Genomic DNA, 22663 nt, shown 5'->3' with positions numbered 1-22663 from the left:
CAAGCCGGGCATCTTTGCTTCAAGGAAGCAGGATCAGCCTGCGTCGGCCGCGCTGGAAGACAGGGCCAGGGCCAGGCCTTGCACCAGGTCTTGCCCGGGCTGCCATTCGCGCACAAAGCGGTTGCGCGGCGGCCGCAGGGCTTCGCGGCCGGCCGAGACGGGCGTGCCCACATACAGCAGGCCGACGAGCCGGTCATGGGGCTCGAATCCCAGGGCCTCGCGCACGCGCGCATCGTGGCTGTTGGAGCCGCTGGCCCAGAAGCCGCCAAAGCCCAGGATGTGCAGGGCGTTGAGCATGTTCATGGCGGCAGCGCCACCAGCCAGCAGTTGCTCGCTCTCTGGCACCTTGTGCTCGGGCTGCAGGTGCACGCCCAGCGCAATGATCAGCGGGGCGGACAAGGCCTTGGCGCGGAAGCGCTCGGCGTCGGCCTGCGGGTCGCGCGCCCTGGCGGCCTGCACGAACACCTCGCCCAGCGCATGGCGCGCATCGCCCTGCACCAGCACGAAGCGCCAGGGCCGCAGCTGCCCGTGGTCGGGGGCGCGCAGTGCGGCATCGATGACGGTGTCGATCACGTCTGCGCCCGGCGCCGGGTCCTGCAGCGGCCAGCGCGACTGGCGCGACATCAGCAGGTCCAGGGCGGCGCGCTGCTCGGGGGTCAGGGATCTGTCGTTGGTGCTCATTCGTTGTCCTGCAGCGCAGGCTGTCTTGCCTGCTCGGGCTGTGCCGGTGATTCGGGTGGCAGCTGCGAGCACGCGCCGCAATGGCCGTACAGGGCCAGGCGGTGGTCGGCCAGGCGGTAGCCGTGGGCCTGGGCCACCTGGTGCTGCAGTGCCTCGATGTGGTCGTTGCTGAATTCATCCACGCGTCCGCACTGCAGGCAGATCAGGTGGTCATGGTGCGGGCCCTCGTTGAGCTCGAAGACGGCCTTGCCGCTTTCAAAGGTCTGGCGCAGCAGCAGGCCCGCCGCCTCCAGCTGCGACAGCACGCGGTAGATGGTGGCCAGGCCCACTTCGGCACGCCGCTCGGCCAGCAGGCGGAACACGTCCTCGGCATGCAGGTGGCGCGATGCGCTCTGCCTGAAGATTTCCAGCACCTGCATGCGCGGCAGCGTGGCCTTCAGGCCCACGCTGCGCAGTTCGGGTTCGCCACCCGGGCTCAGGGGCATCTTGCTGCGTGTCATGCGGTCGTGTCTCCGTGGCTCAGCGTCATGGCGGGGTTGTCGCCGCCGTCGGCGCCCCGGTGTATGCGGACGATGCGCAGCGCATCGGGCTGCTCCACCAGCACGCAGGTCTTGCCCGTGCGCTGGCAATGGTCCTGCACGCGCCAGTACTCGCCGTGGCTCAGGCAGCCGGTCTGGCAGATCACCAGGTCGGCCTCGCGCAGGCTGGCCTCGAAGGCCTCGGCGTCCTGTTCGGGCTCCCGCGCATGCGCGCCCGCTGCAGGCACGGCGGGCTGCGCCAGGGGCGCGGCCGATTGGCGCTGCCAGCGTGCGCGCTCGCGCAACAGGTCCTGCACGCGCACCAGCAGCGACTCCACGCGCCGCGCCAGCATGACGCGGCGCGAGAGGCCGGGAATGGCCTTCTCCAGCGCCTCGCGCTCCTCGCGCGCCCACAGCAGCTGGGTTTCCTTGGCCATCAAGGCCGCGCGCTGGCGGATCACCAGCCTTTGCAGCCTCTCTATTTCCTGGGCTTGAAGGCACAGCAGCTCGCTGCTGCGCAATTGGGCGTGGCCGTAGCCACGCAGCAGCACCTGGTGCTCGTGCGCCAGCTGCTGAATGTCGTCCAAGGTCTGGGTCATGGTTTCCTCGGCAAACCTGAGCATCGCGCGGCGGTCGCGCGAAGGCCTGTGCGCATGGCCGCGTGCGGCACGGGCCGGGCTTGCCGGCAAGGCGGTGTGCTGCGGCGCAAGCCGGATGCGTCGGCAAATCAGTGAGAATGATTCTTATTAAATCATGAAATGCCGGCCGTCAAACCGATGACCGTACGCCGTCTGGTGCAAAGGCCGCACCGGCGCAGATGCGCTTGCAGGGCGGCCGTCAGCGCCCTGTCCCTTGCAGCAACGCAGGCCTGCGCCCGGCCTGCCGTTGCCTGTCCGATCCGCTCAAAGACCCTTGAGCAGCCGCCCGTTGACCTCGGTGCCGTACAGCGAGTACGGGTTGTCGTGGAACTGCTTGCGCGTGTCGGCCACGTTGCCGGTGAAGCGCGGGTCCTGGGGGCGCTCCATGCTGTTGATGTAGGTGGCCACGTCCCAGGCCTCCTGGTCATCCAGCGTGGGGTTGCCGTAAGGCATGTTGCCCTTGATGAAGCTGGCGGCCTTGTCCACTTCGTGCGTGCCCGCGCCCCAGTTGTAGGACTGCTTGCCCCACAGCGGCGGGAACACGGTCACGCCGCCCGCTTCCTGGCCCTGGCCCTGAGGGCCGTGGCACAGGGCGCACTTGGCCTCGTACACCTTGGCGCCGCGCTCGAAGCTGGGCTCCTGCGCGGCCTTGCCCACCTTGGTGAAGCCCGCGCCGGGCAGCTTCTCGCCCGTGGGCGCCTTCTGCGCCATCCAGTAGGCATAGGCCTCCAGCGCCACGAGGATGTCGTGGCCGTCGTCGGGGGCCTTGCCGTTCATGCTGTACATGAAGCAGCCGCGCACGCGCTCGGCGAAGGTGTCCACGTGGTTGGTCTTCTTGCGGTAGGCCGGGTACAGCGGGTAGGCACCCCACATGGGTGCGGCGCCCTTGAGCCGGCCTGCGTCCAGGTGGCAGTTCACGCAGTTGAGGGTGTTGCCCGAAAAGCCCACGGCGTTGGCCGGCGTGCGCAGGAAGATGGCCTCGCCACGGCGGATCCACTCGCCCATGGGGGTGTCCGGAATGTCGCGGGCACCGGGCGGCGTGAAGGCTGCGCCGTCGGCAGCCCCCTGAACGGGCTGGGCATCGGGCTTTGCGGGGACAGCAGCGGGTGCGGCGGGTGCGGCGGCCACGTTGACCGGCACGTCGGGCCGGGCAGGACGGCTGACGTACATGCCATAGGCGAGTGTGCCCGCCAGACCGGCGAACAGGCAGGCAACGACGATGTATTCGGCGGTGTTGGAACTGCCGGGGGCGGGATTGCGTGGTGTGTCGGACATGATCGGCTCCCGGTCCATCAGGGTTTGGCCGGTGCGGAGGCCGTGGCTGCGGTGGCTGTGCCCGCGCCATGCAGGCGGGCGTAGTAGGACGCCACCGCCTGGATGTCTTCGGGCGTGAGCTTGCGGGCGATCTTGCCCATCAGGCCCAGGGGGCCGGCCTCGCGCTGGCCCTTGTTCCAGGCGGCGACCTGGCTTTGCATGTAGTCGGCCGTCAGGTGGCCGATGGCGGGGAAGTCCGCTCCCACGCCCACGCCGCCAGGGCCATGGCACTGGGCGCAGGCAGGAATGCCGTCGGCCCAGCGGCCACGCTCGACCAGCCAGGCGCCGTCATCGTCCTTGCCCTTGGGCAGCGGGCCGCGCACGGGCTGGATGGGAAGCGGCAGGCTGGCGTAGTAGGCCGAGACGTCGGCACGGTCCTGGGCCGACAGGGCCTTGGCCATGGGCGCCATCACGGGCGCCTGCCGGCTGCCGTCGGCCAGGTGCTGCAGCTGGCGCGCCAGATAGCCGGCGTGCTGGCCGGCCAGTGCCGGAAAGCCCGCCATGCCCTCGCCCTTGGCGCCGTGGCAGGTGGCACAGGCCGCCGCGCCCTGGGGCGTGCCCGCCTGGGCGATCTTCTGGCCAGCGGCAGCGTTGCCTTGCACCGCCGCCTGCGCAGCGGAGGTGTCTTGTGCCCAGGCGCCGCCCATCGGCATGCAGATGCCGACAGCAATGGCGATGCACGACCGGGACAGGGTCTGTTTGTTCATGCGGTTCATCGTGGGAAGAGGCTGTTGCCCTGCCATGCGTGGGCGCCGGCAGGTGCGCGGCAGCGGCGGACAGGGTCAGTTCTGGATACCTGCGGCTGCCCCCGCACGGCGCAATGCCTGCGCGGCTGGCCAGCCAGGTCGGCACGATACGCAGCGCAGATTAAGTCGGCGTTAATGCGCCGGCGTCGGTGCGCTCTCGTCAGTGCGTCGGCACCAGTGCGCCGGCGCCCGCCGCCAACGGCAGATAAAGGCGTGCGACCAGCCCGCTCGCATCGCCTTCTTCGGGCCTCCACAGGCTGCGCGGCTGCAGCAGCAGGCAGCCGCCTGCGCATTCGGCGATGCGCTGCACGATGGGCAGGCCCAGGCCGCTGCCATGCTCCTGGGGACGCTTGCGCCAGAAGCGGCGCGTGGCCTCTTCGCATTCCTCGGCGCTGAGCCCCGGGCCGTGGTCGGCCACGGTGAACTCCACATAGCCTGTGCCCGGCTGCTGCGTCGTGCCCGGCATGGCGCCAATGGGGCGCACGGCCAGTTCCACGGGATGCTGCGGCGCATGGCGCAGGGCGTTTTCCAGCAGATTGCGCAGGGCCGAGACCAGCAGGGGCTCGGAGATGGCCAGCGGCCAGGCGCCGTTGCCGGGCTGCTGGTGCGTGTCCAACCATTGGCGCTGCGCCGGCGCCGGTGCTCCGGCGCTCACGGCATTCACCGCCAGTTGCCAGGCCTTGTCCAGCGCCTGCAGCGCATCGGCAGGCGCATCGCCGCAGGCCAGCGCATTGGCGGCACCCGGTTCATGCTGCTCCAGCCGCGCCAGCAGCAGCAACTGCTCCAGCGTGTGCTGCAGGTGCTCCACGCCCTCGCCCGCCTGGGCCAGCGAATCGCGGGCCATGGAGCCGGGCGGCGCGGCCAGAAGGCCAGCAGGCATGCCGGGCGCCGCCAGCGCCATCTGCGCCACCTGCACATGGGTCTTGATGGCGGTCAGCGGCGTGCGCAGCTCATGGGCGGCGTCGTCGCTCCAGCGGCGCTCGCGGTCGATGGCCGCGCGCACGCGGTGCAGCAACTGGTTGAGCGTGCCCACCAGCGGCGCCAGCTCGCGCGTCTGCAGGCCCTGGGCCACGGGCGAATCGTCGCCGGGCGGGCGGTGCGCCAGCTCGCGCCGCAGGGCCTCCAGCGGCCTGAGGCCCTGGGTCACGGCCCACCACATCAGCCCCATGCTGGCCAGCAGCGCCAGCACGAAGGGCAGGACGATGGTGTAGGCAAAGCCGTGGACCAGGCCCTCGCGCACATCGATGCGGTCGGCCGTGGCGATGCGCACGCCGTGGTCCTCCAGGACATAGGTGCGCCAGGGCTTGCCCCCCTTGATGATGGTCGAGAAGCCCAGCGGCATGCTCTGCGGGAACACGGGGCTGCCCTCGGTCTTGGCCAGCACCTGCGGCAGGGCCGATTCGGGCCGCACGGGCTGGACCTCGCCGCGCACCAGGCTGACCTCGCAGGCCACGCCGTCGCGCGCGATCACGTTGAGCATGGGGCTCCAGTCCTGCGGCAGCTCCCGGGCAGGCCGGAACTGGTGGACGATGCCTGCCACCATGCGCGCCGAGGCGATCAGCCGGTCATCGAGCACGGTGCGCAGCTCGTTGCGCATGTCCGAGAACATCCAGGCCGCCACCCCGCCCCACAGCGTGCACAGCGCCAGGCACAGACATGCCAGCAGGCGCACGCGCAGGCTGCGCATCATGGGTGCAGGCCCAGGCGGTAGCCCTCGCCGCGCACCGTCTCCACCAGTTCATGGCCCAGCTTGCGGCGCAGGTGGTGCACATGCACGTTGACGGCATTGCTCTCCACGTCCTGGCTGTAGCCGTAGAGGCTGTCGCGCAGTTGCTCGGTACTCAGGATGCGGCCCGGCGACTGCAGCAGCGCGCGCAGCAGCGACCACTCGCGGCGCGACAGCTCCACGGTGCGGCCCTGGCGCTGGATATGGCCGGCAGCGGGGTTGATGCGCACCTCGCCCAGCTCGATCCAGTCCACGCTGCGGCCGGCCGCGCGGCGCAGCAGCGCATGCAGGCGCGCCGCCAGTTCGTGCAGGTCAAAGGGCTTGACCAGGTAATCGTCGGCGCCGGTCTGCAGGCCTTCGATGCGCTGTGACACAGCATCGCGCGCCGTCAGCACCAGCACGGGCACCTGCAGGCCCTGGCCGCGCCAGCGCGCCAGCAGCGAGAGGCCATCCTCGTCCGGCAGGCCCAGGTCCAGCACGCAGGCATCGAAATGCGAGGAACGGATGGCCGCATCCGCCTGCCCGGCCGAGGCCACGGTATCCACGCCAAAGCCCTGCAGCTGCAGGCCGGCCCGCACGCCGCTGGCCACCAGCGCGTTGTCTTCCACCAAGAGAACATGCATGTTGTTGTCCGCAGGGCCTGGCTCCAGGCCCCGCCGTCTGTATCCAAGTCGAGAACGAAAAGCGACTGAGCATCGCAGATTTGTAGCGAGGTGTGCGCCAGCTGGCCGAATCTCGCAGGCACGCGCACAAGAATGCGGCCAGGCGGCCCGCTCAGGGCCGGGCCAGCAGCCCGCCCAGCAGCAGGTCCAGCGCCGCCGCGCCGCGCTCCAGCCGCAGGTCGGCGTCCTCGCCCTCGGCAATCCAGAAAGCCGCTTCGGCCAGGCTGCCGTAGATCAGCGATGCCAGCGCCTGCGGATCGGCCCGGGCCACGATGCCCTGCGCCATGAGGTCCGCAATCAGTGCCTGCATGGACGCAATGCAGTGGCGCTGCGATTGCGGCAGCGCTCCGCCCAAAGCCGCGCGCGCATCGCGCAGCACGATGCGCTGGATTTCAGGCTCCAGCGCCATTTCCAGGTAGGCCTGGCAGCGACTGCGAAAGCCCTGCCAGGGATCCCGGGCATGGGCGGTGATGGCCTTCAGGCGTTCATCCACCTCGGCATCGATCTGCTCGACCACGGCCGCCAACAGGCCCTGCTTGTCGCCGAAATGGTGGTACAGCGCGCCCCGCGTCAGGCCCACCTGCGCGGTGAGATCGTCCATGGAGGCATCGGCGTAGCCCTGCTCTCCAAAGGCCTTGCGGGCCGTGGCCAGCAGCGTGGCGCGGGTTTCTTCCATCTCGGCGCGGGTGCGGCGGACCATGGCCAATCTCCTTACATACGGCATGCATGATTATTTACATACGAAGCGCATGTATATAGGATTCTATTCATACGCAGCGTATGTATTTTCTCTGTCCCGCGACGGCGGTGCAACACCCCCCCACCTGTTTGAAGGGATCTGGACCATGAATTCGTCTTCCTCCACGCGGCCCGAACCCGCCGCGCGCCGCCCGTGGCTGGCCGTGTCCGCCGTGGGCCTGGCCACCTTTTCCGTGGTGACCACGGAAATGCTGCCGGTCGGCCTGCTCACATCCATTGCTGGCAGCCTGGGCACCTCCATGGGCAGGGCCGGCCTGATGATCTCGCTGCCGGCGCTGCTGGCCGCGCTGTTCGCGCCGCTGGTGGTGATGGCGGCGGGCGGCATGGACCGGCGCCGCATCCTGTGCGGACTGCTGGCCCTGCTCGTGCTGGCCAACCTGGCCTCGGCGCTGGCGCCGTCGCTGATCTGGCTGCTGGCCGCGCGCGTCCTGGTGGGCTTTTGCATGGGCGGCATCTGGGCAATCGCGGGCGGGCTGGCGGCACGGCTGGTACCCCAGGCGTCGATGGGCCTGGCAACCTCCATCATCTTTGGCGGCGTGGCGGCGGCCTCGGTGCTGGGCGTGCCGCTGGGCGCGCTGATCGGCGATTTCGCGGGATGGCGCTGGGCATTCGGTGGCATGGCAGGCTTCAGCGCACTGGTGCTGGCGCTGCACATGGCCGTTCTCCCCGCCCTGCCTGCCACAGGCTCGGCCAGCCTGCGCCAATTCAGTCATCAGCTGGCCAACCGCAGGCTGCAGGCCGGGCTGGCACTGACGCTGCTGCTGGTGGCCGGGCATTTCATGGCCTTCACCTTCGTGCGCCCGCTGCTGCTGACGGTGTCCGGGTTCGATGCGCAATGGATGAGCGCGCTGCTGCTGGCTTACGGCATCGCGGGCATTGCGGGCAACTTCCTGGCGGGCATCATCGCGGCGCGCCGCACGGTGCCGAGTCTGGCTGCGATCGCCATGGGCCTGCTGCTGGCGCCTGTGCTGTTCCTGTCCGTGGGCGACTCGCCAACCGGTGGTGGCGCCGTGCTGCTGGTCTGGGGCCTGGCCTACGGCGGCGTATCGGTGGGCCTGATGACCTGGATGATGCAGGCTGCGCCACGCGCCGTGGAAATTGCCACGGCGCTGTACGTTGGCGTCTTCAACATCGGTATTGCGCTGGGCTCATGGGCAGGCGGCCAACTGGTCGATGGCTGGGGGCTGCACGCCACGCTCTGGCTGTCTGGCGGCTTGGCCGCTGCGGCCTTGCTGCTGTCTGCGGCCATGGGATTGGCTGGGCGAAATGGACCGGTCGCAGCCTGATGGCCATGAGGCCGTTAACCCCCCGTTAATTCCCCGCTGCCAGCATCCACGGCCTGTCAGCCTGCATGGCTGAAACTCCTTGCCCATGCATCTCCGGTCATCCCCTCTTCTTTCGTCCTTCCTGCCCTTGCTTGCCGGCCTGCTGCTGGCGCCTTCGCCTGTTCTTGCCGGAGCGGCAGAGCCTGGCGGGCCGTCAGCGCTATCGGCGCTGGGCGCCTGGCTGCACCTGCCTGCCAGCCTGGCGCTGGGGCCGCTGGTCCTGCCGGTGGGCGTGGTGGTGGCCATGCTGGCCTGGCTGCTGGCGCAGTGGCTGGCGCGCAGGAATGAAAGGCGCACGGGCCAGGCCGTGGATGCGCTGCTGTGGCAAAGCACCCTGGCCGGCCTGCTGGCGGCGCGCCTGGCCTATGTCGCGCAGTGGTGGGCAGAGTACGCGCCTGCTCCCTGGGATTGGGGCGGGATGCCGGCCTTCGCAGGCCGCATCATCGATATCCGCGACGGGGGATGGAACCTCTGGGCCGGCCTGCTGGCCGCGCTGCTGTACATGCTGTGGCGCAGCCGCCGCTCCCCGGTGCTGCGCCGCGCCACAGGGCTGGCGCTGGGCGCGGGGGCTGCCCTGCTGGTGCTGGGCAGCCTGCTGCAGGCGCTGCCCTCCGCAGATGCACCGGCCCTGCCGGCCTTCACCCTGGTCAACGGACAGGCGCAGCCGGTCTCGCTGCAGCAGTTGCAGCAGGCCGATGGCAAGCCCATGGTGATCAACCTCTGGGCCACCTGGTGCCCGCCCTGCCGGCGCGAGATGCCGGTGCTGGCCCAGGCCCAGCAGCAGCGGCCCGATGTGCGTTTCATCTGGATCAACCAGGGCGAGACGGCAGAGGCCGTGATGGGCTATTTGCGGCGCGAGCAGGCGACGGCCCCGCTGCCGCTGGCCCAGGTGCTGTTCGACCCGCAGCAGCAGGCCGGCCGGCACTGGCGCCAGCGGGGCCTGCCTTCCACCTATTTCTATGGCGCCGACGGCCGGCTGTGCGGCATGCGCATGGGCGAGCTGTCGCGCGCCAGCCTGGCCCAGCATCTGAAGGAATGTTCATGAGCGCTTCCCCCCTGTTCCCCCTGCCTGCACTGGCAGGAGCCCTGGCCCTATCGGCAGCCTTGGCCCTGCCGGCTGCGGCGTCCGAGCTGCCATCGGAGGATTTCCTGGCCCAGCAGGGGCTGACCCTGGTGGGACCGCTGCCGGCCGTGGGCGGACTCAAGGCCTGGGCCGCCTACCGCGACCGCCAGCCCGTGCCCATCTACCGCATGCCTGACGGCAAGCACTGGGTGCTGGGCACGGTGATCGACGCCCAGGGCCGCGACGTGAACGCCCAGGCCCTGCAGGCCGCCGTGCAAAAGCCCATGGGCGAGCAACTGTGGAGCGATGTGCAGCGCGCCCAGTCCATACCGGATGGCCGCGCCGACGCGCCGCGCACGGTCTATGTGTTCACCGACCCCAACTGCCCCTATTGCAACCAGCTGTGGAACGATGCCCGGCCCTGGGTGGAGAGCGGCCAGGTGCAGTTGCGCCACATTCTGGTGGGCATCCTCAAGCCCAGCAGCGAGGGCAAGGCCGCCGCCATGCTGACCGCGCGCCAGCCAGAGCAGGCCCTGGCCGAGCACGCACGCGCCTATGCCAAGGCCGGCCGCGCCAGCGCAGAAGGCGCGGGCGCCACGCCGCTGGCCCCGGTGCCGCAGGCCACGCGGCAGGTGCTGGCCAGCCATGCCTCGCTGATGTCCACCTGGGGCCTGCGTGCCACGCCGGCCCTGGTCTGGAAGGATGACAAGGGAGTGGTGCAGGTGCGCACCGGCCTGCCGCCAGGCCTGCTGGAAGAGGTCATGGGGCCGCGTGGCAGGAAATGACGAGGACGACCATGAGCACAAGCCGTTCTCCCGCCGCTTCCACCTCCTCCAGCGACTGGAGCGACCTGTTCCCCGCCCGGCCGGATGCGCCGCCGCTGCGCATCGTGCTGCATGCGCCCACACCCGGCGCCCTGGCCCGTGCACGCAGCAATCTGGCCAACCTGCGCCAGGACCGGCCCGGTGCCGAGGTCCGCATCGTCATCAACGGCCCGGCCGTCGAGGCGCTGCTGGACGCAGCGCCGGGCACGCCGCAGCATCTGGATGCAAAGGCCCTGGCCCATGCGCTGGTCTGCCCGAACACGCTCAGGAAGCTGGGCCGCGAGGCGCCTGCCGGCATGCGCGTGCTGCCGCAGGGCGGCATCGAGTCACTGGCCCTGCTGCAGCAGTCGGCCTGGTGCTACGTGCGCTGCTGAGCGGCCTGCGCCAGCGAGGCAAGGCAGCGCGCCTGCCATTGGTATTCAGGCTCGAACGATTCACGGTCCGTGACGGCGCCGTGGCCGCCCTCGCCATAGACCATGGCGTAGGCCGCGTAGTCGGCCGCCTGCAGCGCCCGGCCCGCCAGCCCATGGGCCGTGGCATAGGTGGCGGACACGGCGGCATGGCCGCAGCCGTCGAGGGAGCGTGATCCCTGGTGGTGGTTGGCCAGGCTGGCGGCCTCGCGGGCCAGGCGGTCCAGCTCCTGCCTGTCGATCTGGCCGTCCAGGTAGCGGCGAAGGCCTTGTGCGCAGCGGATGACGTCCGGGTCTTCCAGCAGGTGCGCGATGCGGTCCACGCAGGCCTGTGTGAATTGCAGCCTCAGGTGCTCGCCGGCTTCGGCGGCAAGGTCCAGTTCCGAAGCAAGGCTGTTCAGGGCATGGTTCATGGAGAACTCCTTGGCAGTGGCGACACAAGCAGCGTAGACCGGGGCCGCGCACGGAAACAAGAGGGTGATTTCCGATACGCGCCCCGCATTCCCGAGGAATGCAGTCACCCTGTTAACCCCGTCTTAATCCCTGCGCCACACGCTATGGAGTGCCTTGGGCGCCTGTCCATGGCAGGCAGTTGGTGGCGCTTTGCAAGCCCATTGCTTGACTCATATCAAGCCGCCAAGGCCCTGAATTTCATATATTAAATTCAATATAAAAAGCATATTTTTAATGCTTTATTGAGTTTGAGCGACCACCCTCCCGTGGCCGCAGGACGATGAAAGACAGGCCATGCCAAAAACATCCCGCGCCGGCAGCGGCTGCAACGACTGCAGCTGCAAGCCCTCCACCCAGGACATCCCCGCCCCTACCCTCTCCCATGCGCAGCCCGCCGCCGGCAAGCGCGGCTTCCTGCAGGACCTGCTGGCCGCTGCCATGGCGGCCGTGGCCCTGCCCGTGGCGGCGGCCGCGCCCGGCACCCCGGGTTTCCAGCCGCCGCGCCGTCCCGGCGAGGCCGGCAGGCGCTACGGCATGCTGGTGGACCTGCGCCGCTGCATAGGCTGCCAGGCCTGCACGGTGAGCTGCTCCATGGAGAACCTGCCGCCGCTGGGCCAGTTCCGCACCACGGTGCTGCAGTACGAGGTGCAGCACGCGGGCAACGAGGACCTGCCGCCGGCCATGCTCAACCTGCCGCGCCTGTGCAACCACTGCGACAACCCGCCCTGCGTGCCGGTCTGCCCGGTGCAGGCCACCTTCCAGCGCAGCGACGGCATCGTGCTGGTGGACAACGAGCGCTGCGTGGGCTGCGGCTACTGCGTGCAGGCCTGCCCCTATGACGCGCGCTTCATCAACCACGAGACGCAGACCGCCGACAAGTGCACCTTCTGCGAGCACCGCCTGGAAGCCGGCCTGCTGCCGGCCTGCGTGGAAAGCTGCGTGGGCGGCGCCCGCGTGATCGGCGACCTCAACGACGAGGGCAGCGAGATCCGCCAGCGCATGCGCGAGCACGCCAAGGACCTCAAGGTGCTCAAGCCCGCCATGGGCACGGACCCGCATGTGTACTACCTGGGATTGCCCGACGCCTTCGTCGACGGCGTGGACGGGCAGGCCAGCGTGCGGCTGGTCACTTCCCACTGAACGCAAGGAGCACCCCATGCACATCGTCGAACTCCTGACCCCCGCCTACGAATCGGCCTGGCTGCCCTGGGCCGTGCAGTACTTCTTCCTGGCCGGCATTGCCACGGGCGCCGCCCTGCTGGCCGCCGCCTGCGCCTGGGCGCCGCGCGCCAGCGCCATGGCGCGCCTGCTGCCGGCCGCCGTGCTGGTGCTGGCCGTCAGCGCCATCGCCGCGCCCGTGTCGCTGCTGGCCGACCTGCACCAGCCTGCGCGCTTCTGGCATTTCTATGCGCACTTCACGCCGTGGTCGTGGATGTCGGTGGGCGCCCTGCTGCTGCCGGCCTTCGTGGGACTGGCGCTGGCCTTCGTGCTGGCCTGGTGGCTGGGCCGGCCGCAGTGGCTGCGCTGGCTGGCGCCGCTGCTGGCCGTGTCGGCGCTGACCATCACCGCCTATACCGGCGCCGAGCTGATGGCCGTGCGCTCGCGCCCGCTGTGGAACACGCTGTGGGTGCCGCTGAACCTGGCGCTCACGGGCTGGCTGGCCACGGTGGGCTGCATGCTGGTGACGGCGCGCTTTCTGCCCGCCCGCCACCGCCCCGATGCCGGCGCCCTGCAGGCCCTGCGCATGCTGGGCCTGGCGCTGGCGCTGTGCCTGCTGGCCATGGTGGTGGTCTGGGCCGTTGCCGGCTGGCTGGGCCAGGGCCGCTCCTTCCAGGCGGCGCTGCAGCTGTGGCAGCAGTTTCCGGTCTGGCGCCTGAGCATGCTGGGCTCGGCCGTGGCCGGTGCCGCCCTGCTGTGGGCCCTGGTGCGGGGTGGGCAGCGCATGGCCTGCCCGCGCTACACGCTGGCCCTGGGGCTGGGCCTGGCCGCCGCGGCCTGGGCCTTCCGCTGGGCGCTGTTCATGGGCGTGCAAGGCGTGCCCAAGTACGGCGCGGGCCTGTACATCTACCACATGCCGCTGGGCGGCGACGGCCTGCTGGGCATGCTGGGCGTGGCCGGCCTGTGCATTGCACTGGTGACGCTGGCCACCTGGGCGCTGGAGCTGTTTCCCGCGCGCTCGGCCGCGGCCCGCGCCCTCTGACACCGCCGCCCTGACGACCCCTCACCCATTCACGGAGCGCGGCCCGCCACCGGCCGGCCGCGCCACAGAAAGCCTTTCATGACCGACAAGAAGAAACTCCCCCAAGCCCCCGAAGATTCCCTGGATGCCGAGGCCGCCCGCCGCCGCCTGCTGCTGCGCGGTGGCCTCACCGCCGGTGGGCTGGCCGCCTTTGCGGCCGGCTACGGTGAAACACTGGCGCGCGGTGCCAAGGGCCTGGTCGCAGGCAGCTCGGGCACGCCCACGGCCAGCGCCACGCGCGGCAATTCGCTGACGCCGGAGTTCCGCATCGACCCGGCCACGGGCGCGCTCGCCACCCAGCCCGGCCAGGTGGTCAGCCCCTCCAGCTGCCTGGGCTGCTGGACGCAGTGCGGCGTGCGCGTGCGTGTCGATACCGCCAGCAACCGCATCCTGCGCGTGGCAGGCAACCCCTACCACCCGCTGGCCACCACGCGCCCGGCCGCCATGGAAGAACCCGTGCGCGAGGTCTACGCCAAACTGGGCAAGGAGCTGGGCCTGGAGGGCCGGGCCACGTCCTGCGCGCGCGGCTCGTCCATGCTGGAGCACCAGAGTGCACCGCACCGCGTGCTCACCCCGCTCAAGCGCGTGGGCCCGCGCGGCAGCGGCCGCTGGCAGAGCATTTCCTTCGAGCAGCTGGTGCAGGAAGTCTGCGAGGGCGGCGATCTGTTCGGCGAAGGCCAGGTCGAGGGCCTGCGCGCCATCTGGGACCCCAAGACGCCGCTGGACGCCGACAACCCCGAGTTCGGCCCGCGCTCCAACCAGTTGCTGGTGACCGACGCCTCCAACGAAGGCCGCGCCCAGCTGCTGCGCCGCTTTGCGGGGCCGTCCTTCGGCACCGTGAACGTCAGCAACCACGGCGCCTACTGCGGCCAGAGTTTCCGAGTGGGTGCGGCAGCGGCCCTGGGCGACCTGCCCGGCATGCCGCACGGCAAGCCGGACTGGAGCCATGCCAGCTTCGGCCTGTTCATCGGCGCGGCGCCCGCACAGTCCGGCAACCCCTTCCAGCGCCAGGGCCGCGAACTGGCCGAGGCCCGCTCGCGCGAGGACAACCGGTTCCGCTACGTGGTGGTCTCGCCCGTGCTGCCCACCTCGTCCAGCCTGGCTGCGGGCAGCGGCAACCGCTGGCTGGCCGTCAAGCCGGCCAGCGACCTGGCCCTGGCCATGGCGCTGATCCGCGTCATCCTGGACGAGGCACGCCATGACACGGGCTTTCTCGCCCAGCCCGGCCCGGCCGCCATGCAGGCGGCGGGCGAGGCGTCCTGGAGCAATGCCACGCACCTGCTGGTCAACGAGCCCAGCCACCCGCGCCACGGCAGCTTTCTGCGCGGCGCCGACCTGGGCTGGGCGCTGCCCGCGCCAGCCGAAGACGGCAAGCCGGCCCAGGATGTGTTCGTGGTGCAGCGTGCCGATGGCAGCCTGGCGCCGCACACCCAGGCCGAGCCTGCACAGCTGATGGTGCGCACCCGCGTGGCCGTGCCCGGCCTGAAGGCCGAAGGCGCGGACCAGGCCCCCGAGCTGTCGGTCTGCTCCTCGCTGGCCAAGCTGCATGAGCAGGCCAGCCTCAAGACACTGGACGAATACGCGGCGCTGTGCGGCGTGGCGCGCGGCGAGATCGAGGCGCTGGCGCGCGAGTTCACCAGCCATGGCAAGCGCGCCGTGGCCGATGCGCATGGCGGCACCATGAGCGGCGCGGGCTTCTACACCGCCTACGCCATCAGCATGCTCAACACCCTGGTGGGCAACCTCAACGTGCAGGGCGGCCTGGTGCTGGATGCCGGCCCGTTCGGCCCCTTCGGCCCGGGCCCGCGCTATGACTTCGCCAACTTCGACGGCAAGGTCAAGCCGCGCGGCCTGGCGCTGTCACGCCACCGCCAGCCCTACGAGAAAAGCGCGGAATTCCAACGCAAGCGCGAGGGCCAGCCCGAGGGCGCGAAGGACTACCCCGCCGCCCAGGCCCCGTGGTACCCGGCCGTGGGCGGCCTGTCCAGCGAGATGCTGGCCAGCGCGCTGGCCGGCTACCCCTATCGCGCCAAGGCCTGGATCAACCACATGAGCAACCCCGTCTACGGCATTGCGGGCTTTCGCAATGCGCTGGTGGACGATCTCAAGGACCCGAAGAAGCTGCCGCTGATCGTCTCCATCGACCCCTTCATCAACGAGACCAGCGCGCTGGCCGATTTCATCGTGCCCGATACCGTGACCTACGAGAGCTGGGGCATCTCGGCGCCCTGGGCCGACGTGGTGGCCAAAAGCTCCACCGTGCGCTGGCCCGTGGTGCAGCCCGCCGTGGCGCGCACGGCCGGCGGCCAGCCCGTGAATGTGGAGAGCTTTCTCTTCGCCGTGGCAGAACGGCTGGGCCTGCCCGGCTTTGGCGAGGCCGCCATCAAGGACGCCCAGGGCCAGCCCCATGCGCTGCGCTCGGCCGAGGACTTCTTCATCCACGCCCTGGCCAACGTGGCCTGGGCAGGTGGCAAGCCCGTGCCGGCGGCCAGCGATGACGACATCGCCATCACCGGCGTGGACAGGCTGGTGCCCGCGCTGCGCCAGCGCCTGAAGGACGATGAATGGCGCCAGGTGGCCATGCTGCTGACGCGCGGCGGGCGCTTCGACCGCATCGAGGACGCCTGGAAGGACGGCCACACCCGCAAGGCCCACGCGCCTGCCCTGCAGGTGTGGAGCGAGGAGCTGGCCCGCATGCGCCACGCCATGACGGGCGAGCGCTACAGCGGCTGCCCCACCTGGTATCCGGCACGACTGGCCGACGGCAGCGCCATGCGCACGCATTTCGGCGAGCAGCAATGGCCGCTGCTGCTGACCTCGTACAAGTCCAACCTGATGAGTTCCATGTCGATTGCCGTCTCGCGGCTGCGCCAGGTGCATCCGCACAACCCGGTGTCCCTGCACCGCGATGACGCCGAGCGGCTGGGCATCGCCAACGGCGACACGGTGCGCATCCGCACGCCGGGCGGCGCGGTGACGGCGGTGGCCATGGTGCGCGACGGCGTGATGCGGGGCACCGTGGCCATCGAGCACGGCTACGGCCACCGCGAGCTGGGCGCAGGCCGCCACAGCATCGACGGCCAGCCCATGCCGGTGAACGCCGAGCACGCCAATGGCGTGAACCTCAACGACCTGGGCTTTGCCGATCCCACGCGGCCCGGCTGCAAAAACGTGTGGGTGGACTGGGTGTCGGGCGCCGCGGTGCGCCAGGGGCTGCCTGCGCGCATCGAGAAGGTCTGATCAGCGGGCGGGGCTGGCGACAGGTGCAGCGACAGGTGCAGCGACAGGTGCAGCGACGGGTGCGGCCACTGGTGTGGTGGCGGCCTGCCAGCCGCCGCCCAGCGCCTGGTACAGCGCAATGGCGTTTTCCAGCTGGCTCTGGCGCAGGCGTATCACCTCCTGCTGCGCCTGGAAGAGATTGCGCTGGGCGTCCAGCTCTTCCAGGTAGCTGGCGTAGCCGGCCTCGTAGCGGTCCTTGGCAAAGCCCAGGGAGCGCTGCAGCACCGCCTCGCGCTCGCTGGCGTGCTGCCACTGCGACTGCAGGCGCCGGGTGCCGACCAGGGCGTTTTCCACATCGGCCAGGGCCTTGATCACCACGCCCCGATAGGCATAGGCGGCCTGGTCGCGCTGGGCGGTCACGGCGTCGAACTGGCCCTGCAGCCGCCCGCCCGTGAACAGCGGCGCCAGCACGCTGCCGCCCAGGGCCCAGACCGTGGCCGGGTGGTATTGCAGGGCATTGACCAGCAGGCTGCCGGCGCTGGCCGTCAGCGAGACCTGGGGCAGGAAGGCGGTGCGCTGCACGGCCAGGCTTTCGTCGGCGGCCGCCAGCTGCAGCTGCGCCCGTGCAATGTCGGGGCGGCGCTGCAGCAAGGCCGAAGGCAGGCCAGCGGCCGGCGCAGGCGGCGGTGCGCCCAACGCAGCGGACTGGCCGTCGGTTGTTGCCATGAGCGCGGCGGCCTGCTCGTCACCCTCGCCGCCGGCCAGCAGCAGGAGCGCCGTGCGCTGGCGCGCCAGCGACAGCTCCAGCTGCTCCACGGCCTGCTGCACGCCCTGCAGCTCGGCCTGGGCCTGGGTGAGCTGCAACTGCGAGGTGTAGCCGACGCGCGCCTGCTCGTCGGCCAGGCGCAGGGCCTGTTCGCGCGAGCGGGCCGTGGCCTGGGCCACTTGCAGCTGCGATTGCAGCGAGCGCAGGCCCACATAGGCCTGGGCCGTGGTGGCGGCCACGGCCAGGGCCACGGCGTCGCGGTCGGCCTCGCTGGCCTGCAAACGCAGGGCGGCGGCCATTTCCAGGTGGGCGATGCGGCCCCACAGATCAGGCTCCCAGCTGGCCTGCAGGCCGGGCTGAACCGAGCGCGTGTGCGCCAGGCCCCGCGCGCCCAGGCTGCGGCCCGTGGAGGCGCCGGCCGTGGCCGAGAGCTGGGGCAGGCCCGCAGCGCCTGCCACATCCAGGTTGGCCCGCGCCTCATCCACGCGCGACAGAGCCAGCAGCACATCGTTGTTGCGGGACTGGGCCAGTTCCACCCAGCGCGTGAGCAGCGGATCGCCAAAGGCCTGCCACCACGAGGCCTGGACGGCGGCGGCCGGCTCCTGCCCTGCCCCGCTCCACTGAGCGGGCATGGCGGGCCGGGCCGCTTCAGGCGCGGTGCTCAGCGGCGGCACGCTGCAGCCGGCCAGCGCGGCAGCGCAGGCCATGGCCATGGCCAGTGCGCGGGCGGTCATGGGCGGACCTCCGGTTGGGGTGCGGGTTGGGGCTCAGGCTGCGCCGTATCCAGCCGCACCACCACCGACATGCCCGCGCGCAGCCTGGCGGCCAGCTCCTGGTCGGGATCGATTGCAATCTTGACCGGCAGGCGCTGCACGACCTTGGTGAAGTTGCCCGTGGCGTTGTCGGCCTTGAGCACGCTGAATTCCGAGCCCGTGGCCGGCGCGATCTCCAGCACGCGGCCCGTGAGGTGGGCGCCGCCCAGCGCATCGACGCTGAAGCGCACTGCCTGGCCTATGCGCACCCGGGCGGTCTGGGTCTCCTTGAAGTTGGCCACCACCCACAGCGTGTGCGGCACCACGTACATGAGCTGGGAGCCGGCCGTGACGTACTGGCCCCGGCGCACGCCGACCTCGCTGACCTGGCCATCGCCGGGCGCGTGCACCACGGTGTTGTCCAGGTTGATCTGGGCCTGGCGCAGCTGGGCCTCGGCCATCTGGACCTGGGCTTCGAGCGAGGCGCGGTTCACCGTCGTCGCCTTGATCTTCTGGGCGTTGATCTCGATGTCGGCCTGGGCCTTGGCCACGTTGGTGGCCGCCAGGCGCGCGGTGGCACGCACCTTGTCGCGCTCGTTGAGCGAGACGGAGCCGCGCTCGGACAGCGCCTGCACGCGCTGCAGCTCGGCTGCGGCGCGGTCGGATTCGGCCTGCGCCGCCGCCAGGCCGGCGCGGCTGGCGCCCAGCGTGGCGCGGTTCTGGGCCTGGGTCTGGTCGGCATTGGCCAGCTGTGCGCGGGCATTGGCCAGCTGGGCCTGCGCCTGGGCCTGGGCGGCTTCGTAGGTGCGGGCGTCAATGCGCACCAGGGGCTGGCCGGCCTTGACGTTCTCGTAGTCCTGCACCAGCACCTCGGTCACATAGCCGCTGACCTGGGGCGCGAGCACGGTGACGGCGCCGCGCACATAGGCGTTGTCGGTGCTGACCACGGTGCCCGCGAAGGGGAACAGGTTCCAGGCACGCAGCACCAGCAGCACGCCGGCCAGTGCGACCACCAGCATCACCAGCACGCTGCGCAGCGAGGGCTTGATGAGCTTGGGCGATGGCGATGGCGATGGCGATGGCGATGGCGATGGCGATGGCGAGGGTGAAGGCGAGGGCGCCGCAGCGGGAGCCGGCGCAGGCGAGGCAGAGGCGGCCGTGCCGCCATTGGAATTTTCGGAGTCACTCATGTTGTTGTCTTTTCTCTGGGCGAACGGTTTCAGGCGCGGGCGACGGGTTGGGTGGGCGGCTGGCCCGGCGCGTCCTGCGGCGCGGCGGCATCGGTGCCGCGCATGGCCGAGGCATCGGCAGCGGCGGCGCGCATGCGCTCCACGAAGGCGCGCTGGCGTGCGCGGCCGGCCAGGGCCAGCGTCCACAGCAGGTAGAGCACGGCCACGCCGGCCGTGAGGGCGAACACGTCGTTGTAGGCGCGCACATTGGCCTCGCGGCGTGCCGCCTGCGCCAGCTGGGCCGTGCCCTGGGCCGCACGCAGGGCCGGGTCGGCAATGACGCGGGCCAGGCTTTGCTGCTGCAGGCGCAGGCGGTCGGCCACGATGGGGTCGGTGGGATCGACATCGGCCACGATGGCGGCCGAATACACCTGCTCGCGGTGCATCTGATAGGTGCTCAGCAGGGCCGAGCCCATGAGCGCGCCCATGGCCTGCGTCATGGAGATGGTGACGATGGCCGTCAGCATGTAGTGCGCGCCGAACTTCAGGCCCTGCACCACGCCGATCAGCATCAGCGGCCCCATGAACAGGCCCGCGCCCACGGCCATGAGGAACTGGCTGCCGAAGAAGTCCTCGGGCCGGGCCAGGCTGGTGCGGCTGTGGTCCAGCCAGGCCGCCAGCGCGAACAGCACGATGGAGCCCACGATCTGCTTGCCCATGTTCTCCAGCCCGAAGGTCAGCGCCGACACGGCAATGCCCGCGATGGTGCCCAGCAGGATGACGATGAACAGCGGCTGCATCTGGTCCACCGTCATGCCCAGCATGCGCTGCATGCCGATCACGCCATAGGTCTGCTCGGTGGTCAGAAAGCGCAGCAGCAGCGCACCGATCACGAAGCGCACCGTGGGCGCCAGCACGAACCAGCGCGTCTGCAGCATGGGATTGCGGCGGTGGTGCTCGATGTACAGCGCCACGCTCAGCAGGACGATGGAGCCGATCAGCATCCAGGCCAGCCAGGGCGTGTCCAGCCACCAGTGGTTGTAGCCCTGCACCAGCACGGCGATCAGCAGGCCCACGCCGGGCACCATGAGGAAGAAGGTCAGGAAGTCCAGCCGCTCGAAGCTGCGGATATGCACGCCCGGCGGCAGCTTGAGCACCACCACGCCCGCGAACGAGATCAGGGCCAGGCCGGCCTCGAACAGGTAGAGGTTGTGCCACTCGCTGTTGAACAGCAGGCCCGGCGACAGGATCCAGGCCAGCGGCGTGGCGATCTGCCCCAGGCCCACGCCGATCACCAGCATCTTGAGCACATGCTTGCGCGGCGCGGCCTGCAGCATGTAGAGCGTGCCCAGCGTGCTGCAGGTGGCGCCCGCCAGGCCGCTGGCCGCGCGCAGCATGAGCAGGCTGGTGTAGCTGCCCAGCACCAGGTGCAGCAGCGTCAGCAGCGCATACAGGCCCAGGCCGATCTCGGCGAACAGCCGCATGCCGAACTGCTGGCGGAACTTGTAGACCAGCAAATTGGCCGTCATGTTGAGCATGACGTAGGCGCCGGTCAGCCAGGCGGCCTCGGAAGACGTCAGCCCCATCTGCCCCTGGATGGTGGGCAGGTTGGCCGTGAACAGTGCATTGCCCAGGCCGCCCGTCAGCGCCACCAGCACGGCGATCAGGCCATAGGCTGCGCGCACGGCCGGCTGGTGCAGCGGCATGGACGGCGAGCCCGGCAGGCTGGGCTTTTCATGCTCTTCCCAGTCCGGCGGGGGCTTGAGGTAGACGACGGGGGGCGACGGGGGCAGCACGGGCCCTGGTGGAGTGGGTGTGGTGGCCATGTCAGGCCTTCAGGCCTTGCCAGACGATCTGCAGCGCCTTGCGCGCCAGTGTGCGCCGCTGCTGCGGCGTCTCGCCGCGCAGCGAGGCGCCCAGCATGCCGAAGACCAGGGACAGCTCGGCCTGCGTCAGCGGCTGGCGGCAATGGCCACAGGCCACGGCCCGGTCCATGGCCGGCCGAAAGATCTGCCACATGGCAACGCGGGCCTGGGCGATGACCTCGTCGCCGCGCTCCACGGTGCGCCAGTAATCGGTGATGGGGGCCGAGACCGCAATGCGCTCGGCCAGGCGCGACAGCAGCTTGTAGAAGGCGTCGTCGTCCTCGGCCATGGCTTCGGCCGCGCTGCGCATGCTGTCCAGCGAACGCTCCAGCAGCGCCAGCATCAGCGCACGCCGGTCAGGAAACTGCCGGTACAGCGTGGCGCGGCCGACCTCGGCGCGCTCGACCACCAGGTCCAGCGGCGCGGTCACGCCATGCTCGGAAAACACGGCATCGGCCGCGTCCAGCAGCTGGGCGCGGCGGATATCGGCACTGGGTCTTTTGGAAGTCATGCGGACAATTATCGGACAAAGTTGTCCGTTAAATGTCCGCAGCCGGCCTATCCCATGGCGGGGCCATGGGCAAAAAACCAACGGTTTCCGGCAGCGGCAAGGCCTCTACAGGTCGGTCAGCGGCAGCAGCTGGCGGCGGCTGTCAAAGCGCCGCGACTGGCCGTCCAGAGGATCGGTGAAGGCCAGGCTGCGCGCCAGCAGCTGCAGTGGGCGCGAGTAGTCGCCCTCGGGCAAGTCATGCACTTCGGGATAGAAGCCGTCGCCCCACAGCGGCAGGCCCAGGGCGGCCATGTGCACGCGCAACTGGTGGCGCTTGCCGCTTTCGGGCTCCAGCCGGTAGCGTGCCCAGGGGCCGTGCTGCTCCAGCACCTGCATGTGGGTGCGGGTGTTGGGCGTGCCGGCCACCTCGTGCATGCGAAAGAAATGGCCGCTTTCCTCCATGCGGCTTTCATGCGTGCGCGGGAAAACCACGTCCTCGCGCCAGGGAGCGACGGCCTCGTAGGTCTTGTGGATGGCGCGGTCGCGGAACAGCGCCTGGTAGATGCCGCGCGTGGCGCGCTGCACCGAAAACACCACCAGCCCCGCCGTGTCGCGGTCGATGCGGTGGATGGGCGACAGCTCGGGCAGGTCGAACTCGCGCTTGAGCCGCACCAGCAGCGTCTGCTGCAGGTACTTGCCGGCCGGCACCACGGGCAGGAAATGCGGCTTGTCGGCCACCAGCAGATGCGCGTCGCGGTGGAGGACCTCGGCCTCGAAGGGGATGGGCGGCTCGGACTGCAGCTCGCGGTAGTAGTAGTAGCGCAGGCCCGGCGCAAACGCCGTGCCTGCATGGGCGGCACGACCGTGCTCGTCCACCACTTCTTCCTGCGCCATGCGCCGCAGCCAATCCTCGCGCGCGACGGCCGGCAGGCGCTCGGCCAGAAAATCGATCAGCAACCCGCCGCCCTGGCTGGGCAGCACCACGCAGCTGGGGCTGACGCCGTCGCGCAGAGGAAGAACCTTGGGGTCGTGGGCGTTGTGCAT

Annotated in this window: 21 protein-coding genes; 7 read left to right on the top strand and 14 right to left on the bottom strand. The window is 70.4% G+C overall.

Annotation, left to right across the window (positions count from 1 at the left end):
* Positions 1–33: 33 nt before the first annotated feature.
* The 8 genes from U6958_RS14770 to U6958_RS14735 all read right to left on the bottom strand — a co-directional run bounded on the left by U6958_RS14770 (position 34) and on the right by U6958_RS14735 (position 6985).
* Positions 34–681 carry a nitroreductase gene (locus tag U6958_RS14770; protein ID WP_074921335.1) on the bottom strand — a complete coding sequence of 216 codons (648 nt, stop codon included), beginning with the start codon at positions 679–681 and terminating at the stop codon, positions 34–36.
* Complete coding sequence (fur, locus tag U6958_RS14765) at positions 678–1181, bottom strand: ferric iron uptake transcriptional regulator (protein WP_016446224.1); 504 nt, start codon at positions 1179–1181, stop codon at positions 678–680. The genes U6958_RS14770 and fur overlap by 4 nt, the downstream gene beginning before the upstream one ends.
* The gene (locus U6958_RS14760) at positions 1178–1798 is read right to left on the bottom strand and encodes a DUF2325 domain-containing protein (RefSeq protein ID WP_074921362.1); all 621 of its coding nucleotides are present in this window, start codon (positions 1796–1798) and stop codon (positions 1178–1180) included. The genes fur and U6958_RS14760 overlap by 4 nt, the downstream gene beginning before the upstream one ends.
* Before the next feature lie 303 nt (positions 1799–2101).
* On the bottom strand, positions 2102–3112 hold the full coding sequence (locus U6958_RS14755) for a c-type cytochrome (RefSeq protein ID WP_074921363.1): 1011 nt from the start codon (positions 3110–3112) through the stop codon (positions 2102–2104).
* A gap of 17 nt (positions 3113–3129) precedes the next feature.
* Entirely contained in the window at positions 3130–3867 is a 738-nt protein-coding gene (locus U6958_RS14750; RefSeq protein ID WP_016446227.1) for a c-type cytochrome, read from the bottom strand.
* Positions 3868–4057: 190 nt separating this feature from the next.
* Entirely contained in the window at positions 4058–5587 is a 1530-nt protein-coding gene (locus U6958_RS14745; protein ID WP_074921336.1) for an ATP-binding protein, read from the bottom strand.
* Positions 5584–6246, bottom strand: a complete 663-nt coding sequence (locus tag U6958_RS14740) for a response regulator transcription factor (RefSeq protein ID WP_012206042.1) — start codon at positions 6244–6246, stop codon at positions 5584–5586. Before U6958_RS14740 ends, U6958_RS14745 begins: the two co-directional genes overlap by 4 nt.
* Before the next feature lie 151 nt (positions 6247–6397).
* Positions 6398–6985, bottom strand: coding sequence for a TetR/AcrR family transcriptional regulator (locus U6958_RS14735; RefSeq protein WP_017403860.1), 588 nt, complete (start codon positions 6983–6985; stop codon positions 6398–6400).
* 145 nt (positions 6986–7130) lie between these two features.
* Here U6958_RS14735 and U6958_RS14730 point away from each other — a divergent pair, with 145 nt between their 5' ends.
* The 4 genes from U6958_RS14730 (at position 7131) to U6958_RS14715 (ending at position 10630) form a co-directional block, all read left to right on the top strand.
* Positions 7131–8330, top strand: coding sequence for an MFS transporter (locus tag U6958_RS14730; RefSeq protein ID WP_074921337.1), 1200 nt, complete (start codon positions 7131–7133; stop codon positions 8328–8330).
* 85 nt (positions 8331–8415) lie between these two features.
* A complete protein-coding gene (locus U6958_RS14725; RefSeq protein WP_074921338.1) occupies positions 8416–9414 on the top strand; it encodes a TlpA disulfide reductase family protein in 999 nt (332 codons plus the stop codon).
* Entirely contained in the window at positions 9411–10217 is an 807-nt protein-coding gene (dsbG, locus tag U6958_RS14720) for a thiol:disulfide interchange protein DsbG (RefSeq protein ID WP_016446232.1), read from the top strand. The genes U6958_RS14725 and dsbG overlap by 4 nt, the downstream gene beginning before the upstream one ends.
* 11 nt (positions 10218–10228) lie before the next feature.
* Complete coding sequence (locus U6958_RS14715) at positions 10229–10630, top strand: hypothetical protein (RefSeq protein ID WP_074921339.1); 402 nt, start codon at positions 10229–10231, stop codon at positions 10628–10630.
* Here the strand turns inward: U6958_RS14715 and U6958_RS14710 are convergent.
* Positions 10615–11079 carry a hypothetical protein gene (locus tag U6958_RS14710; protein ID WP_012206046.1) on the bottom strand — a complete coding sequence of 155 codons (465 nt, stop codon included), beginning with the start codon at positions 11077–11079 and terminating at the stop codon, positions 10615–10617. The two genes, U6958_RS14715 and U6958_RS14710, sit on opposite strands and share 16 nt — an antisense overlap.
* A 334-nt stretch (positions 11080–11413) precedes the next feature.
* Between U6958_RS14710 and dsrO the strand changes: the two genes are divergently transcribed.
* From dsrO to U6958_RS14695, 3 genes are all read left to right on the top strand, one after another.
* A complete protein-coding gene (gene dsrO, locus U6958_RS14705) occupies positions 11414–12259 on the top strand; it encodes a sulfate reduction electron transfer complex DsrMKJOP subunit DsrO (RefSeq protein WP_016446234.1) in 846 nt (281 codons plus the stop codon).
* Between the two features lie 16 nt (positions 12260–12275).
* A complete protein-coding gene (nrfD, locus tag U6958_RS14700; protein WP_016451602.1) occupies positions 12276–13319 on the top strand; it encodes an NrfD/PsrC family molybdoenzyme membrane anchor subunit in 1044 nt (347 codons plus the stop codon).
* Positions 13320–13397: 78 nt separating this feature from the next.
* Positions 13398–16598 (top strand): tetrathionate reductase subunit A, encoded by a 3201-nt coding sequence (locus tag U6958_RS14695; RefSeq protein WP_074921340.1) that lies wholly within the window; start codon positions 13398–13400, stop codon positions 16596–16598.
* Here U6958_RS14695 and U6958_RS14690 read toward each other — a convergent pair whose 3' ends face one another.
* From U6958_RS14690 to U6958_RS14670, 5 genes are all read right to left on the bottom strand, one after another.
* Entirely contained in the window at positions 16599–18077 is a 1479-nt protein-coding gene (locus U6958_RS14690; RefSeq protein ID WP_074921341.1) for an efflux transporter outer membrane subunit, read from the bottom strand.
* Positions 18074–19285, bottom strand: a complete 1212-nt coding sequence (locus U6958_RS14685; RefSeq protein ID WP_074921342.1) for an HlyD family secretion protein — start codon at positions 19283–19285, stop codon at positions 18074–18076. Before U6958_RS14685 ends, U6958_RS14690 begins: the two co-directional genes overlap by 4 nt.
* Before the next feature lie 29 nt (positions 19286–19314).
* Positions 19315–21090 carry an MFS transporter gene (locus U6958_RS14680; protein ID WP_016451598.1) on the bottom strand — a complete coding sequence of 592 codons (1776 nt, stop codon included), beginning with the start codon at positions 21088–21090 and terminating at the stop codon, positions 19315–19317.
* A gap of 1 nt (position 21091) precedes the next feature.
* Positions 21092–21640 (bottom strand): TetR/AcrR family transcriptional regulator, encoded by a 549-nt coding sequence (locus tag U6958_RS14675; RefSeq protein ID WP_016446240.1) that lies wholly within the window; start codon positions 21638–21640, stop codon positions 21092–21094.
* A gap of 105 nt (positions 21641–21745) precedes the next feature.
* Positions 21746–22663 carry a pseudouridine synthase gene (locus tag U6958_RS14670; RefSeq protein ID WP_074921343.1) on the bottom strand — a complete coding sequence of 306 codons (918 nt, stop codon included), beginning with the start codon at positions 22661–22663 and terminating at the stop codon, positions 21746–21748.

This window comes from Delftia lacustris, assembly GCF_040267515.1.
GTDB classification, from domain to species: Bacteria; Pseudomonadota; Gammaproteobacteria; order Burkholderiales; family Burkholderiaceae_C; genus Comamonas; species Comamonas tsuruhatensis.
The sequence above is the reverse complement of the archived record's forward strand: the minus strand, read 5'-3'. Positions and strand labels throughout refer to the sequence as shown.

What these genes read in the sequence shown, in the direction of transcription:
- dsrO (WP_016446234.1), top strand. Translation starts at nt 11,414, where the DNA reads ATGCCAAAAACATCCCGCGCCGGCAGCGGCTGCAACGACTGCAGCTGC.
- fur (WP_016446224.1), bottom strand. Translation starts at nt 1,181, where the DNA reads ATGACACGCAGCAAGATGCCCCTGAGCCCGGGTGGCGAACCCGAACTG.
- U6958_RS14675 (WP_016446240.1), bottom strand. Translation starts at nt 21,640, where the DNA reads ATGACTTCCAAAAGACCCAGTGCCGATATCCGCCGCGCCCAGCTGCTG.
- U6958_RS14730 (WP_074921337.1), top strand. Translation starts at nt 7,131, where the DNA reads ATGAATTCGTCTTCCTCCACGCGGCCCGAACCCGCCGCGCGCCGCCCG.
- dsbG (WP_016446232.1), top strand. Translation starts at nt 9,411, where the DNA reads ATGAGCGCTTCCCCCCTGTTCCCCCTGCCTGCACTGGCAGGAGCCCTG.
- U6958_RS14745 (WP_074921336.1), bottom strand. Translation starts at nt 5,587, where the DNA reads ATGATGCGCAGCCTGCGCGTGCGCCTGCTGGCATGTCTGTGCCTGGCG.
- U6958_RS14735 (WP_017403860.1), bottom strand. Translation starts at nt 6,985, where the DNA reads ATGGTCCGCCGCACCCGCGCCGAGATGGAAGAAACCCGCGCCACGCTG.
- U6958_RS14710 (WP_012206046.1), bottom strand. Translation starts at nt 11,079, where the DNA reads ATGAACCATGCCCTGAACAGCCTTGCTTCGGAACTGGACCTTGCCGCC.
- U6958_RS14695 (WP_074921340.1), top strand. Translation starts at nt 13,398, where the DNA reads ATGACCGACAAGAAGAAACTCCCCCAAGCCCCCGAAGATTCCCTGGAT.
- U6958_RS14760 (WP_074921362.1), bottom strand. Translation starts at nt 1,798, where the DNA reads ATGACCCAGACCTTGGACGACATTCAGCAGCTGGCGCACGAGCACCAG.
- U6958_RS14755 (WP_074921363.1), bottom strand. Translation starts at nt 3,112, where the DNA reads ATGTCCGACACACCACGCAATCCCGCCCCCGGCAGTTCCAACACCGCC.
- U6958_RS14680 (WP_016451598.1), bottom strand. Translation starts at nt 21,090, where the DNA reads ATGGCCACCACACCCACTCCACCAGGGCCCGTGCTGCCCCCGTCGCCC.
- U6958_RS14740 (WP_012206042.1), bottom strand. Translation starts at nt 6,246, where the DNA reads ATGCATGTTCTCTTGGTGGAAGACAACGCGCTGGTGGCCAGCGGCGTG.
- U6958_RS14715 (WP_074921339.1), top strand. Translation starts at nt 10,229, where the DNA reads ATGAGCACAAGCCGTTCTCCCGCCGCTTCCACCTCCTCCAGCGACTGG.
- U6958_RS14725 (WP_074921338.1), top strand. Translation starts at nt 8,416, where the DNA reads ATGCATCTCCGGTCATCCCCTCTTCTTTCGTCCTTCCTGCCCTTGCTT.
- U6958_RS14690 (WP_074921341.1), bottom strand. Translation starts at nt 18,077, where the DNA reads ATGACCGCCCGCGCACTGGCCATGGCCATGGCCTGCGCTGCCGCGCTG.
- U6958_RS14750 (WP_016446227.1), bottom strand. Translation starts at nt 3,867, where the DNA reads ATGAACCGCATGAACAAACAGACCCTGTCCCGGTCGTGCATCGCCATT.
- U6958_RS14685 (WP_074921342.1), bottom strand. Translation starts at nt 19,285, where the DNA reads ATGAGTGACTCCGAAAATTCCAATGGCGGCACGGCCGCCTCTGCCTCG.
- nrfD (WP_016451602.1), top strand. Translation starts at nt 12,276, where the DNA reads ATGCACATCGTCGAACTCCTGACCCCCGCCTACGAATCGGCCTGGCTG.
- U6958_RS14670 (WP_074921343.1), bottom strand. Translation starts at nt 22,663, where the DNA reads ATGCACAACGCCCACGACCCCAAGGTTCTTCCTCTGCGCGACGGCGTC.
- U6958_RS14770 (WP_074921335.1), bottom strand. Translation starts at nt 681, where the DNA reads ATGAGCACCAACGACAGATCCCTGACCCCCGAGCAGCGCGCCGCCCTG.